This window comes from Bergeyella porcorum (assembly GCF_042427575.1).
GTDB classification, from domain to species: Bacteria; Bacteroidota; Bacteroidia; order Flavobacteriales; family Weeksellaceae; genus Bergeyella; species Bergeyella porcorum.
The window spans coordinates 202,188-216,507 of record NZ_JBHMFD010000013.1 but is presented as its reverse complement, the minus strand read 5'-3'; the positions used below and the strand labels follow the sequence as shown (position 1 = coordinate 216,507).

Here is a 14,320-nt window from a genome sequence, read left to right as displayed (position 1 = left end):
CCTTTTCTTTTAATATGCAAATTTTATTTTGAAATGAATCACAAAAAAGTGCAACAACTTCATTACAAACCTAATAATCAAGAATTTTGCTCTCTTTCTAACTGCTCACTCATCTCTTCCAAAACAGGCTTAATGGTGCTTTCTGGTAGCTCACTAATGCGGATGTACATTAGCCCATCTATTGCATCGTTAAAGCTTGGGTCTACATTGAAGGCGATAACTTTTGCATTTTGCTTGATGTATTTCTTTATCAAAACTGGCATTCTCATCTCTGGCTCCAAATCGTCTATCAACTTATCTAGTTTGTTCAAATCTGCCTCCACTTCATCAAAGAATAAATTTTTATCCCGCTCTCTAAGCTTTACTTTGTATTCGTTTTTAGGATGTACATATTGTGCTACGGCAGCATCGTAATAATGCGAACGGATAAACTCTATCATCAGAGATTTGGAAAACTCCGAAAACTTATTGCTGATACTCACGCCTCCCATCAGAAACTTATGGTCGGGATTTCTTAAACATACGTGAACAATTCCCTTCCAAAGCAAAAACAAAGGCAAAGGCTTTTGCTGATATTCTGCCGAGATATATGCTCTTCCCATCTCGATGACTTTTCGGAAAAATGGCTGCAATTCTTGGTCAAACTCAAATAGCGAACTGGTGTAGAAGCCTTCGATACCGCATTTCTTCATCACTTCTTTTCCTAATGCCATTCGGTAAGCTCCTGCCAACTTTTCGGCTTCCTTATCCCAAAGGAATAAATGGTGGTAGTGCTTATCATACTCATCCAAATCAAAAGGAAGGTTGCTCCCCTCTCCTACAGCCCGAAAGGTGATTTCTCTCTGTCTTCCTATTTCTCTCATAATGGACGGAATGGAGGCATAATCCGAAAAAAAGACCTCATAATTTCCATTTCTGAACAGCATTTTATCTTGCTTATACAGCGTTTCTATTTCCTTGACGATGTCTTCCTTCGGGGTTTCATCTATGATGTTTTGCACCACATTTTCCTCTTTTGATAGAGAAAAATTGAGTTTTAAATTGGGCAGATTGAGGGCGTCCATCAGAGAATTTCTTCGCTCGTAATAGGATTTTAGCATCCATATTTTATTCTGAAGCATTGCTCCCAATTCTTCTATGGAATCTTCCTCGCCTATCATCTTTACAGACACTGGTTTTCCTATTCTTATTCTGATGGGATTATCTCGTTTTTTCATCATTTCAGAAGGTAGCATCAGGGTTTGCAAATCTGGATGGAGCTTAGCCACTTGATAAAATAATTTACTATTTTTTGTATGAAAATACATTGGCACTACGGGAACTTTTGCCATTTTAATCAATTTCAAAGCTGGCTTTTCCCACGCTTTATCCCGTATCTCGTTGTATTCATTATTTTTGTTAGAAACTTCCCCTGCGGGAAAAATCCCTACACAACCACCATTTTGCAAGTGTTTCAGGGTTTCTCTCATTCCTGCCGAGCTGCTGTATGCCTCTTTTCTTCCTTCAAAAGGATTTACAGCAATTACATAAGGCTTCATTGGTTTGATTTTCTCCAAAAGAAAATTGCCCATTACCTTAAAATCTGGACGAATTTCGGAAAGGATTTTCGTCATCAGAATACCATCTATTGCCCCTAATGGATGATTGGAAACCAATATAAAAGCTCCCGTTTTGGGAATTTTGGCTAAGTCTTCTTCAAAAACCACATATTTTAGCCCTCGCTCTTTGACAAATGCATCAAAAAACGCTTTCCCTTCCTTATCTTTCAGTTTATCATACAGGGCATTCACCTCATCTATCTTGGTGAGTTTCATAATAGCTCGGGCAATGGGATTTTTCAAAAATCCAACTTTTCCAAGTCCCGATACCTTTATTAAATCTTCTTTTGAAATAAGACTCATAATGTTCTAATTTAACTGATTACAATCTGAATGGTTTTCTGAGAAATTTGCTCTAAAAGCACATTTTTCCCCTCATAAAACTTATTCAACTCCCTTACATCGGCATTTCTTACCGTGAATAACGCTACATTTTTACTCAGTTCTATATTAAACTCTGATTCTAATTCTTCTTTCAGAGTATCAATTCTTCCATATTTATCTTCCAAGCACAATGCTAAGGATATGGCAGAGTTTTGCATCAAGGAAATTTTAATCTGATGCTTTGCCAATGCTTTAAATATCACACTAAGATGCTCTTCTGCAATGAAAGAGAAATCCCTTGTAGCAATACGCATCAGCACCTGATTTTCTTTCAGAATATAACTTTCTATCTGCTGATTTTCATCTGAAACCCCCACTTTGGTCCCCGCATTTTCTGGCTCTAAGAATGATTTAACATAGAACGGAATATGCTTCTGTTTCAAAGGTTGCAATGTCTTAGGGTGAATAACAGAGGCTCCATAGTAAGCCATTTCAATAGCCTCTTCATAAGAAATATGAGAAAGCAAACTTACATTGTCAAATTTACGCGGGTCGCCCGTCATCACTCCAGGAACATCCTTCCAGATGGTCATTGCCTTAGCATCTAATCCATAGGCAAAGATTGCCGCAGAATAGTCTGACCCTTCCCTGCCTAAAGTAACGGTAAAATTATTCTCATCAGACCCTATAAACCCTTGGGTAACAAAACTTTTATTTTTATCTAAGGTAGCAATATTTTTTTCCGTCTCTTCCCAATTGACCACCCCTTCACGGTAAGTATTATCGGTTTTAATGTAATCTCTAGCATCCAACCAATCATTATCATACCCTACTGAACGGAGGTATTCGCTCAATATTTTGGAGGAAATCATCTCTCCACAGCTTACCACTTGGTCGTAAACAAAATTATAATTAGGCGATTTATTTCGTCTAAGGAAAGATTCTATATCATCAAAAAATAAAGAAATTTCATCAAACACGGTATGCTGTGCCTCAAAAAGGTTCTGAGCAATCTCAATATGCTTCTGCTTAATGATTCTTATTTCTTGGTTATAATCTCCCTCATCAAAGTAATAGGCAACTACTTTTTCTAGTGCATTGGTGGTTTTTCCCATTGCAGATACTACCAGCAAACATTCTTCAAAACCTTGGCTTTGCAGCACTTTAGCCACATTCTTCACACTCTCCGCATCTTTCACAGAGGCTCCCCCGAATTTAAAAATTTTCATCTTCTTTCAAACTATCTTTATGTTTCATAACTTCCCACTTGGAGAAATATTATTCAAAAGTATTAAATATAACGCAAATACAAGCATTTTTAAACTTACTATAAAAAGATTTTTAAATTACAAATAATTTTCCGAAATTTGAAAGAACAAAATAAAAGTAAAAATGTCAAAACAACCATTACAAACTTTAGGCGAATTTATTATTGAGAAACAAGATGATTTTCAATCTTCTACAGGTGAATTTTCAAGACTACTAAGTGCCATCCGCTTGGCTTCCAAAGTTGTAAACCGAGAAGTAAACAAGGCAGGCATTGCTGATATTATAGGACACGTGGGTAATACCAATGTTCAAGGTGAAGAGCAACAAAAATTAGATGTATTGGCTAACAATATTTTCATTGAAGCACTGTCTCAAAGAGAAGTGGTATGCGGTATCGCCTCTGAGGAAAGTGATGATTTCATCGAAATAAAATGTGGTGCCAATGGACACCTAAGCAAATATGTAGTGCTAATAGACCCTTTAGATGGTTCTTCTAATATCGATGTGAATGTCTCCGTAGGAACCATCTTCTCTATCTATAAAAGAGTTACCGAACCAGGTGCCCCTGTTGAACTGAAAGACTTCTTACAAAAAGGAGAAAAGCAAATTGCAGCAGGATATATTGTGTATGGCTCTTCTACTATGATTGTTTATACCACAGGAAACGGCGTGAATGGCTTTACCCTAGACCCTAGTTTAGGAACTTATTACCTTTCTCATCCTAATATGCAGTTTCCAGAAAATGGCAAAATCTACTCCATCAACGAAGGAAACTACATCAAATTTCCACAAGGGGTAAAAAACTATCTAAAATATTGCCAAATGATGGAAGGAGATAGACCTTATACTTCCAGATACATCGGCTCTTTAGTATCTGATTTTCACAGAAATATGATAAAAGGTGGCATCTATATGTACCCTTCCTACGCTAATGCTCCAAATGGAAAACTTAGATTACTGTATGAATGCAATCCTATCGCATTCATCGCCGAACAAGCAGGCGGTAAAGCCTCCAACGGCTTTGAAAGAATCTTAGAAATAGAGCCTACCGAACTCCATCAGAGGGTACCTTTCTTCTGTGGCAGCAAAAAAATGGTGGAAAAAGCAGAAGAATTTATGCGTATTGATGCTTTGAAGGATTAATAAAAATAAAAACAACTCACAAGACGCAAATGATTTTGCGTCTTTTTTGATTTTAAATAGAATAATGAAAACAGCCACTTTTCAGCCCTATACATTGATATTTAAAACTCCTGGGGGAACTTCCCGAGGGGTAATGCACACCAAAGAAACCTATCTGCTCACCATACAAGAAGGCGATAAAAAGGGCATTGGTGAATGCGCCCTATTCCGTGGATTAAGCAGTGATGATGTCCCTGAATATGAAGAAAAACTACAATGGCTATGCGAAAACATTCATCAGGATTTTGATTTTTTAAAGGAACATCTTAGAGCATTTCCTTCCATTTGGATAGGTTATGAACAAGCTCTCAATAACCTCCATAACGGAGGAGACATTTATTTCCATAGCGAATTTACTTCTGGACATAAAGCCATCAAAATCAATGGATTGATATGGATGGGAGACGAGGCTTTTATGCAAAAACAAATCGAAGAAAAATTAGACTTAGGGTTTGATTGCATCAAACTGAAAATTGGAACCCATTGGGCAGCAGAAAAACAAATCTTAAAAAATCTACGCAATGAATATCCTGCGGAAAAATTAGAAATCCGTGTAGATGCCAATGGTGCTTTTACTTTTGATAAGGCTAAGATCATTTTAGAGGAATTGGCAAGCCTAAACATCCATTCTATAGAGCAACCGATAAAAGCTGGAAATATCTCAAAAATGCGTGAGCTTTGCCTTGCTCCCGCTACCCCCATTGCATTAGATGAAGAATTGATAGGCGTAACGAAAATTTCAGAGAAAGAACAATTACTAGAAACCATCCGCCCTCAGTATATTATCCTAAAACCCTCTTTAGCGGGTGGTTTTTCTGGCTGTGATGAATGGATTAGCATCGCCGAGCGATTGAAAATCAACTGGTGGATTACTTCTGCATTAGAAAGTAACATTGGGCTCAATGCCATTGCTCAATATACTTTTACTAAAAACAATCCCCTTCCGCAGGGCTTAGGCACGGGAGCTTTATTTACCAACAACTTTGAAAGTTCCCTTATACTTATGGGAGATTTGCTTCAAAAAAAAGTCTGAAACCCATTAGGTTTCAGACTTTCGTTTTTTTTCTCATCATTTATTTTATCACTAAATCACCATTGCTTCTTAAGCCTTCAAAACCAAATCTTAAAAAAACAAGTATTTTTAGATATTCCCATATTATCTAATATTGTGCCAAAGTTTTTCATCTCAGAAAATATTTTTGAAAAAAGGCAAAAAAATACTATGCTATGAATTACAAACACTTTATCTCAATCCAAATACATATCTTTGCTCCATCAAATATTGCCAATATTAAGAACAAGAATAACTTTTATCAATAGTATGAAAAAACAATTTTTATTTATCTCTATGTTCCCCATCGTAGCTTTTAGTCAAATTTTTCCTACTCAAAAGCTAAATCAAGAAATAGAAAAAGACAATCCACGCATAGTGGAAATTTTCAAAAAAATTCATCAAAACCCAGAATTAGGATTTATGGAAACAGAAACCGCCGCCTTAATAGCTTCTGAGTTTAAAAAATATGGCTACATCACAAAAACAGGCATAGGAAAAACAGGTGTAGTAGGAATAATGAAAAACGGAAATGGTCCCACAGTAATGTATCGTGCTGATATGGATGCTAATGCAGTGAAGGAAACAACCAATTTACCCTACAAGAGTACAAAAATAGTTACAAAAGAAGATGGCACCATAACCCCCGTTGCCCATATGTGTGGACACGATGCTCATGTAGCTTGGATGATAGCGGCCGCAAAAGTAATGGCTGAAAATAAAAATCTCTGGAAAGGAACATTAGTTTTTGTGGGGCAACCTGCAGAAGAACTGATAGAAGGCGCAGAAGCAATGGTACAAGATGGTCTCTATACCAAATATAATGTTCCTGAACCAGATTATCTATACGGAATGCATACCGCTCCCTTCGCAACAGGAATGATTGCTGCTGCTACTGGTATTCGTATGGCTGGAACAGATCAGTTGGATGTTACTTTCACAGGCATCGGAGGACACGGCTCTATGCCTCAGTTTACAAAAGACCCCGTAGTAATGGCTGCCAATGCCATTATGAATTATCAAACAATCCCAAGCCGAATGATAGACCCTAAAAATGCAGTAGTACTTACAATAGGCTCTGTTCAAGCTGGAGTGGACAACAATGTAATACCTAAAAACGCCCTTATCAAAGCCAATCTGAGATGGTTTAATGAAAAAGATCGCTATACAATGATAGATGCTATACAACGCATCAACAATGGAATTGCATTACAAAATAACCTTCCCAATGAACTATACCCAACATTAAAAAGAAAAGGATGGTCTTACCCATTGGATAACAGCAAAGAACTAACAGAAGTAGTAAGGCAAGGACTTAAAGATAATATGAAAATAAGCCATCTTCTCACCGAGGATGAGATGAGTACTACAATGGGGTCAGAAGATTTTCACCATCTGGTGATACATAATAAAAAGAAAAATTACTGCTATGTCAATATAGGCATTGCAGAACCTGCTCGCTTTGAAAAATCATTCAAAGAACGACAAGCTCCACCATTTAATAATCACAATGGCGATTTTGAAGTTGATCTAAACTCCATCCCATACGGAAGCAAAGCTGCCGTATTTGGGCTACTCTCTATCTTTAACCATTACAAACATTAAACATCTTTTTCATACTAAAATAGCCATTTGATACTTAATCAAATGGCTATTTTTTATTTCAGTCAAGTAATTTTCATTTTAGGAAATCTTCATTTTTAAACTCGGGATTAGGGTATTTGTAAAATCCTTCTCCAGTGGCAACTCCCAATTTATTTTTATCGATAAATTCTGTTTTCAGTTTTTCCACTGCTTCCAGATGATCCTTATCATTAGCCTGTTCAGCTTTAGTTTTATGAATATTATATACCGTATTCAAACCTATAACATCAAAAAAACCAAAGGGCCCAGCATTGGAGTTAGTTCCCTTCATCCAAGTTTTATCAATGGTTTTGTAATCTGCCACTCCCCTCCCGTATAGCGTAAGAGCAGCATCCAAAAACGGCACCATTAGAGTGTTCAAAATATACCCTGGTTGCTCTTTATTTAGCTCCAAAGCTACCATCCCTATACTAGTAGCAAAGGCACTTACCTTTCTAAAAACCTCGTCACTAGTTTTACTGGTTCTCATTACCTCAGCTGTATTAAGAGACCAAATTTTATTAGCAAAATGAAGAGCTAAAAATCTGTCAGGTCGTCTTGTAGCCTCCATAAAACTACTTGGTAAAAGTGTAGAACTATTGGTTGCAAAAATAGTTTTTTCTGGTGCTACATCGGCCAACTGAGAATAAAAATCTTTTTTAATATCAATTTTCTCTGGTACAGCTTCTATCAAAAGATCTGCATCTGCCACTGCATCTGCTAGATTTGTGGTAAAATTAATACTATCTAAACTCCTTTCCAGCTCTTCACACTCAATTCCAAAATCATTAATATATTCCGAAAAATTCTTCTCCATTGCTATACGCCCTCTATTCAATGCTTCTTCTGTAATATCATAAACGCTCACTTCATACCCGTTCAAAGCAGTATGAAACGCAATTTGAGCACCTAATACACCACTTCCTGCAACTGCGATTTTTTTAAAAGAATTAGAATCCATTGTTATAAATTTTTAATGTTAAAAAACTAAAAACTACTATTTTTACGATAATAGCCTTTTGAAATCATAACACAAAGTTACTTTTAAAAAAAAGTAATCACAAATAACATTTCATAAATTTCATCAACAAAATGTTAAATTTTACAAAAAGTACACTTTACTGAAGGTACCAATTTAAAAAAAGAGCGTTCCTATAAAAGTGAATACAAAAAAAAATCATTCATCTTTCACCGCTGGGGTAGTGAATACCTCCAAAAGCCCTTCGGGCAATTGCATTTTAATGAATTTTTCTTCTCTATTAACTTCTAATATCCAATCTTTAATGATAGGCACTACCACTTCTTTGCCATCTAAATCGGAAATAAAATAGTGCTGTGCGGTTTGATCATTGATAGATTCTACCGTTCCAAAATCCACATTATTTTCATCCAACAATTGATAGCCTATCACTTCGTGATAATAAAAGCTTTTCCCAGTAAGCTTTGGTAAAGTGGAAAGTGGCAGATACACATTTTTATTCACCGCTTGCTCTACCATAGCCTCCGTGCTATTCTTGAAGGAAATCAGCTTGGTATCCCCTTTGAGCCATTGTTGTTTTTCAATAAAAAAAGGCACCAAAAGTCCATTGATTTCCACAAATAAACCTTCTATTTTTTTATACATTTCAGGCTGGTCGGTATCCAATTTCAACACCACATTTCCTGCGAGCCCGTGCTTTCGAGTGATTTTACCCAATAAATAGCAATCTTCTTTTTTCACTGTTTTATTTTAAAAAAGTCATTCAAATATAAACATAAAAATAGAGACGCCCAAAAGACATCTCTATTTAGATTATTCAGAACAAGGTTTTAGTTAAGCTTGTTCTTCAGTTCCTTCGTTAGCTTCTGCTACTGGAGCTTCTTCTGCACCTTCAGCCACTGGAGCCTCTTCTTCAGCGTTAGCTGCTGCCTCCTCAGCAGCTTTAGCCTCTGCTAAAAGAGCTTCTTGAGCTGCAATTCTATCTGCATTTACTTTAGCTTCTGCTTCCAAAGCTGCTTTTTTAGCATCTGCTTTCGCATTAGCCAAACCATCTTTTTTAGCTTGAATAGCTTGCTCCTTAGCTTCCAACCAAGCGTTGAATCTTTTTTCAGCTTCAGCTTCATCAAAAGCACCTTTTGCTACACCACCTTGTAAGTGCTTCTTGTAAAGAGCACCTTTGTAAGACAAGATTGCTCTAGCTGTGTCTGTAGGCTGAGCACCATTGTTCAACCATTTTACAGCAGCATCTACATTAAGTTCGATGGTAGCTGGGTTAGTAATTGGGTTGTAAGTTCCAAGCTTTTCGATGAATTTACCATCTCTTCTTGCTCTGGAATCTGCAACTACGATGTGGAAGAAAGGTTTTCCTTTTTTCCCGTGTCTTTGTAATCTAATTTTTACTGACATATTGTTTTGATTTTTTGGGAACTCGTCCCGGTTAATATTTTAAGTCTGCAAAGTTAATCTTTTTTTCGGAATACACCTCACAATTGTTGCTTTTTTCAAACAATTATTTTGCACTCAATCCAAAGTTCCGATGTAAAAAACGCCTAAACACCTTTGGTTTTCAGTCAAGTTCAGGTAAGACGATAGCATCAGAGAAATAGGCGGAGAACTCCAATAGCAACCCAAATGATGCTCTGTACAAGTGAGATACATATTTTGCACCGCCATTGCCACCGCTGCTGTTTCCTCCCACTCTGGTACCAAGCCAGAAAATTCTACCACAATGGGTATTACTGCACTAGCACGAGAAATTTTAAATCCTATATCTTCATACTTTTTCTGTAAAAAGGCTGCGGGAGCCGTGCTTTCCTTGTACAATCTTTGCAATTCCTCTCCCAATTTTTCTTTTTCCTCGCCTAGTAAAACTTGAAATCGCCACGGCTTGGTGCGTTTATGATTAGGAGCAAAAGTTGCCGAGCTTAAAACCTCATCTAGGATTTCTGTGGGAATTACTTTCCCTGTATAGTCTTTCGGGAAAATACTTCTTCGGCTTTCTATAATGTTTTTCAGTGTCATTTTATCTTGATTTAAATTAAATTTGAATTCCTCCATATCTCACAAAACTTCCTAAAACCAGCATTAATACGCCTATAACGGTTACAGAAATGATATGAAATGCCATCAAAGGGAGCTTCTGAGGGGAGAGTTTAGGAAGTACAAAAATATTAGCACTTAAGGCAAATAAAATTGTGAGAAATAATAGCGAAAGTTTTAGGGACACTACCGTTTCTATCGCATTGGAAAAATGAAACCATTGTTTCCAATCTACACCCATCTGATACGCCATCCATATCCCTGTGATGACCATAATGAGAAGTGCAGGCATCCCGATTTTCTCATACTTCCTTTCAAAATTGAGCAGTATTTCTGGATCTTTTTTTCGTAATACTTCGGGTAATATTCCCAATGCTAATACCAGATGACCGCCCACCCAGATGGTAGCCCCCAGCAAATGAAAAACGAGTAATAAATGATGAGACATTGTTTCCTATTTTTAAAAGAACAAATTTAGATATTTATCCTAAAAAGAAGATAGGTTAAACGCACGAAATTTATAAACTACTAATAACTAACGATTTGTATTTTCGTCACTTTCTACAAAAGTAATCAAGATTAAAATGAAATAAATTGATATTCAATATATAATTTATCAAGTGTCTTCAAAATATAATTTCGTGCGTTTAACCTAAAAAGAAGATTGGAAGATAAATTTCTAATTCAAAAAAACATTACCTTTGCATTTTTCCATAAGAAATTCGGCTTGTTGATATTCCAATTGGAGTATAGGAAAGTCCGGACACCATAGGGCAACATAGCGGATAACATCCGTCCGTAGTGATACGAGGACCAGTGCAACAGAAAGCAAGTACAGTTAGGCTGTAGTGAAATCAGGTAAACTCTATGTGGTGCAATGCTAAGTATATCATCAGTTAAGGGCGGCTCGTCCGTTGATGAGGGGTAAGCAGCTAAAGCTTTGTAGCAATACCAAGCGGAGATAAATAACAAGCGATTTGCCATTGGCAAATAACAGAATCCGGCTTATAGAATTTCTTATGGTTTTTCAGTTTAAAATAAAAACGCCCCATTATGAGGCGTTTTTTCTATTAAGTTGGGAAATAGTTTATTTTTTTGTAGCTTCTGCAGCATTAGCATCTACTTTTCCTTTGATGTGGAGAACAGCTCTTCCATTCTTAGGGTCATTAGAATAAACTTCTATCAGCTTTTGGAAATCTCCTACCAACTCGGTATTATATCCTACTTTAATTTGGGCAGATTTTCCAGGTAAGATAGGCGTTTGGCTCCATTCTGGTGTTGTACATCCACACGATGCCTGCACTCTAGAGATTACCAATGGCTTATCACCAGTATTTTTCACAGTGAAAAAACGATGTCCCTCAGAGCCTTTCTTCACAGTACCGTATTCTATTGTAGTTTTATCAAAAGAGATGGTCTGTGCAGTTGCCAAAGCAAAACTTCCTATCACAAACATTCCAGCGAATAATTTTTTCATAACTAATAAAATTTAAATTAAAATAATTCCTTTTTTGGATTAATTTTAAGGTGCAAAGTTAAAAATATTTTTGATAAACGAATTTTTAAATTTTTGTTTTCGTTATTTTTGCAAAAATAAAGCCAAAATAAAATCGTATGCAGATATCAGATAAATACAATCCTCAGGATACAGAGCAAAAATGGTACAACTTCTGGTTGGAAAACAAATTCTTCCACTCAGAGCCAGATGATAGACCGGCTTATACCATCGTAATTCCACCGCCCAATGTTACGGGAATCCTCCATATGGGACATATGCTGAATAATACCATTCAAGATGTGTTGGTTCGCCGTGCTAGGATGCAAGGGTTTAATGCCCTTTGGGTGCCTGGGACAGACCACGCTTCCATTGCAACAGAAGCCAAAGTGGTGGCAAAACTAAAATCCGAAGGGGTCAATAAATCTGATATTACCCGCGAAGAGTTCCTGAAACACGCTTGGGATTGGACACATCAATATGGTGGAACTATTTTAGAACAATTAAAAAAACTCGGTTGCTCTTGCGATTGGGACAGAACCCGCTTTACAATGGAGCCGAAATTATCGGAGCAAGTAATTAAATCTTTTGTGGATTTATACAACAAAGGTCTGATTTACAGAGGTTACAGAATGGTTAATTGGGACCCAGAAGCTAAAACCAATATCTCTGATGAAGAAGTAATTTTCAAAGAACAAAACGGAAAACTCTATTTCCTTAAATATCAAATTGAAGGTTCGGAGGAGTTTTTAACTGTTGCTACTACGCGTCCAGAGACTATTTTTGGTGATGTGGCTATTTGTGTCAATCCGAATGATGAAAGATATACCCATCTAAAAGGTAAAAAAGTGATTGTTCCGATTGTCAATCGTGCAATTCCAATTATTGAAGATGATTATGTGGATATAGAATTTGGTACAGGTGCTTTGAAAATCACGCCTGCCCACGATTTGAACGATTATGAAATCGGACAAAAGCATAATTTACCAATGATTGATGCCCTTGATGATGATGCCAATCTAAACGAACACGGATTGCATTATGCAGGGAAAAACAGATTTGAGGTAAGAAAACTTATCGCAAAAGAATTGGAAGAGAAAAATCTTTTGTTAAAAGCAGAAGATTATGTGAATAAAGTGGGAACTTCCGAGAGAACAGGAGCGGTAATTGAACCTAAAATCTCCCAGCAATGGTTCTTGAAAATGGCTGAAATTGCCAAGCCAGCCCTTGATGTGGTGATGAATGACGAGGTGAAATTCCACCCAGAGAAGTTCAAAAATACTTATAAACATTGGATGGAAAATATCCGAGATTGGAATATTTCTCGTCAATTGTGGTGGGGACAACAAATTCCTGCTTACTATTATGGCGAGGGCGAAAATGATTTCGTGGTGGCGGAAAATATTGAAAAAGCTCTTGAATTAGCAAGGCAAAAGGCTAATTGCCAATCGCTAACGGCTAATGACCTTCGTCAAGATGAAGATGCTTTGGATACTTGGTTCTCATCTTGGTTGTGGCCAATGTCGGTATTTGATGGCTTGCTAGACTCTGAAAATAAAGATATTAATTATTATTATCCAACGGCAGACCTCGTTACAGGGCCAGATATTATTTTCTTCTGGGTTGCTCGTATGATAATGGCAGGATTGGAATGGCGAGGCGAAATACCTTTTAAAAATGTGTATTTCACAGGGATTGTAAGGGATAAACAGAGAAGAAAAATGTCTAAATCTTTGGGTAACTCGCCAGACCCAATAGAATTGATTGATAAATACGGAGCAGATGGCGTAAGAGTAGGTATTCTATTGAGTTCTGCGGCAGGGAACGATTTGTTGTTTGATGAAGATTTAATGCTTCAAGGGCGAAATTTCGCTACCAAAATTTGGAATGCTTTCCGCTTGACTCAAGGTTGGAACAAAGAAAACAAACCAGCAGGAGAAGCTGAAAAACAAACAATAGAATGGTTTAGAAATCAGCTTGATAAAACAATTTTGGAAATTGAGGAGCAGTTTGAAAAGTTCAGAATTTCCGATGCCTTGCATTTGATTTATAAATTGATTTGGGATGATTTCTGCTCGTGGTATTTAGAAGCGGTAAAACCTAATTTCGGGGAAGCCATTTCGCAAGAAGTCTATGATGAAACGATGAATTTCTTTGGCGAACTGATGAAACTCTTGCATCCATTTATGCCGTTCTTAACGGAAGAATTGTGGCAAAACATCGCTGAAAGAAAAGTGACAGAAGCCCTTGTGGTAGCTCAGCAAAGAAAAGCAAAAGGTTTTGAAGAAAAAACGATTACAGATTTTGATTTTGCTAAAGAATTGATTTCAGGGGTGAGAAACTACCGTCAAAGCAAAGGAATTTCACCGAGAGAAGAGGTGGAGATTTTTACCAATGCAGAGCGTTTTGAAAACGAAGCTATTGTAAGAAAATTGGCGAATGTTTCCGAAATTCACTTCGCAGGAAAAACCGATAAGCCGAGCTTTACTTTCTTGGTGGGGGCAACGGAAGTTTCCATACCACTCAGTGAACATCTGGATTTAGCAGAAGAGAAAAAGAAAACCGAAGAGGAATTGGCATATCTAAAAGGCTTCTTGGTTTCGGTGGAGAAAAAACTAAGCAACGAAAAGTTTATCGCCAATGCCAAACCAGAAATTGTAGAAAACGAACGCAAAAAACAACGCGACGCCCAAGAAAAAATCGCTCTATTAGAAGAGAAATTGAAGGGGTTGTAATTAGCAAATCATCGTTTTTATAAA

The 14,320-nt window shown here is 36.9% G+C and carries 12 protein-coding genes and 1 other RNA gene; 5 read left to right on the top strand and 8 right to left on the bottom strand.

The genetic code is table 11. The features are described 5' to 3' along the window. Positions 1–77 precede the first annotated feature (77 nt). Positions 78–1,901: a bifunctional lysophospholipid acyltransferase family protein/GNAT family N-acetyltransferase gene (locus ACFFUE_RS09055; protein ID WP_376834620.1), complete on the bottom strand. Its 1,824-nt coding sequence runs from the start codon at positions 1,899–1,901 to the stop codon at positions 78–80. Positions 1,902–1,912: 11 nt separating this feature from the next. Continuing rightward, positions 1,913–3,151 carry an aspartate kinase gene (locus ACFFUE_RS09050; RefSeq protein WP_376834618.1) on the bottom strand — a complete coding sequence of 413 codons (1,239 nt, stop codon included), beginning with the start codon at positions 3,149–3,151 and terminating at the stop codon, positions 1,913–1,915. Positions 3,152–3,314: 163 nt separating this feature from the next. Here ACFFUE_RS09050 and fbp point away from each other — a divergent pair, with 163 nt between their 5' ends. The 3 genes from fbp (at position 3,315) to ACFFUE_RS09035 (ending at position 7,029) form a co-directional block, all read left to right on the top strand. Next, positions 3,315–4,334 carry a class 1 fructose-bisphosphatase gene (fbp, locus tag ACFFUE_RS09045; protein ID WP_376834616.1) on the top strand — a complete coding sequence of 340 codons (1,020 nt, stop codon included), beginning with the start codon at positions 3,315–3,317 and terminating at the stop codon, positions 4,332–4,334. Positions 4,335–4,398: 64 nt separating this feature from the next. Further along, positions 4,399–5,406: an o-succinylbenzoate synthase gene (locus ACFFUE_RS09040; protein WP_376834614.1), complete on the top strand. Its 1,008-nt coding sequence runs from the start codon at positions 4,399–4,401 to the stop codon at positions 5,404–5,406. A 288-nt stretch (positions 5,407–5,694) separates the two neighbouring features. Beyond that, positions 5,695–7,029: an amidohydrolase gene (locus ACFFUE_RS09035; RefSeq protein ID WP_376834612.1), complete on the top strand. Its 1,335-nt coding sequence runs from the start codon at positions 5,695–5,697 to the stop codon at positions 7,027–7,029. A gap of 73 nt (positions 7,030–7,102) precedes the next feature. Here ACFFUE_RS09035 and ACFFUE_RS09030 read toward each other — a convergent pair whose 3' ends face one another. From ACFFUE_RS09030 to ACFFUE_RS09010, 5 genes are all read right to left on the bottom strand, one after another. After that, entirely contained in the window at positions 7,103–8,008 is a 906-nt protein-coding gene (locus ACFFUE_RS09030) for a 3-hydroxyacyl-CoA dehydrogenase (RefSeq protein ID WP_376834610.1), read from the bottom strand. A gap of 216 nt (positions 8,009–8,224) precedes the next feature. After that, entirely contained in the window at positions 8,225–8,767 is a 543-nt protein-coding gene (gene rimM / locus ACFFUE_RS09025; protein WP_327985006.1) for a ribosome maturation factor RimM, read from the bottom strand. A gap of 93 nt (positions 8,768–8,860) precedes the next feature. Further along, positions 8,861–9,433, bottom strand: a complete 573-nt coding sequence (locus ACFFUE_RS09020; RefSeq protein WP_376834608.1) for a 30S ribosomal protein S16 — start codon at positions 9,431–9,433, stop codon at positions 8,861–8,863. Positions 9,434–9,547: 114 nt separating this feature from the next. Beyond that, positions 9,548–10,048, bottom strand: coding sequence for a nitroreductase family protein (locus tag ACFFUE_RS09015; protein ID WP_376834606.1), 501 nt, complete (start codon positions 10,046–10,048; stop codon positions 9,548–9,550). A 16-nt stretch (positions 10,049–10,064) separates the two neighbouring features. Next, entirely contained in the window at positions 10,065–10,514 is a 450-nt protein-coding gene (locus ACFFUE_RS09010; RefSeq protein ID WP_376834604.1) for a copper resistance protein CopD, read from the bottom strand. Between the two features lie 266 nt (positions 10,515–10,780). On the opposite strand from ACFFUE_RS09010, the gene rnpB reads away from it, so the two are divergent. After that, an RNA gene (rnpB, locus tag ACFFUE_RS09005) (RNase P RNA component class A) lies at positions 10,781–11,090 on the top strand. Between the two features lie 63 nt (positions 11,091–11,153). Here rnpB and ACFFUE_RS09000 read toward each other — a convergent pair. Then, entirely contained in the window at positions 11,154–11,543 is a 390-nt protein-coding gene (locus tag ACFFUE_RS09000; protein WP_376834602.1) for a DUF1573 domain-containing protein, read from the bottom strand. A gap of 137 nt (positions 11,544–11,680) precedes the next feature. Between ACFFUE_RS09000 and ACFFUE_RS08995 the strand changes: the two genes are divergently transcribed. Next, entirely contained in the window at positions 11,681–14,296 is a 2,616-nt protein-coding gene (locus ACFFUE_RS08995; protein WP_376834600.1) for a valine--tRNA ligase, read from the top strand. Positions 14,297–14,320 lie beyond the last annotated feature (24 nt).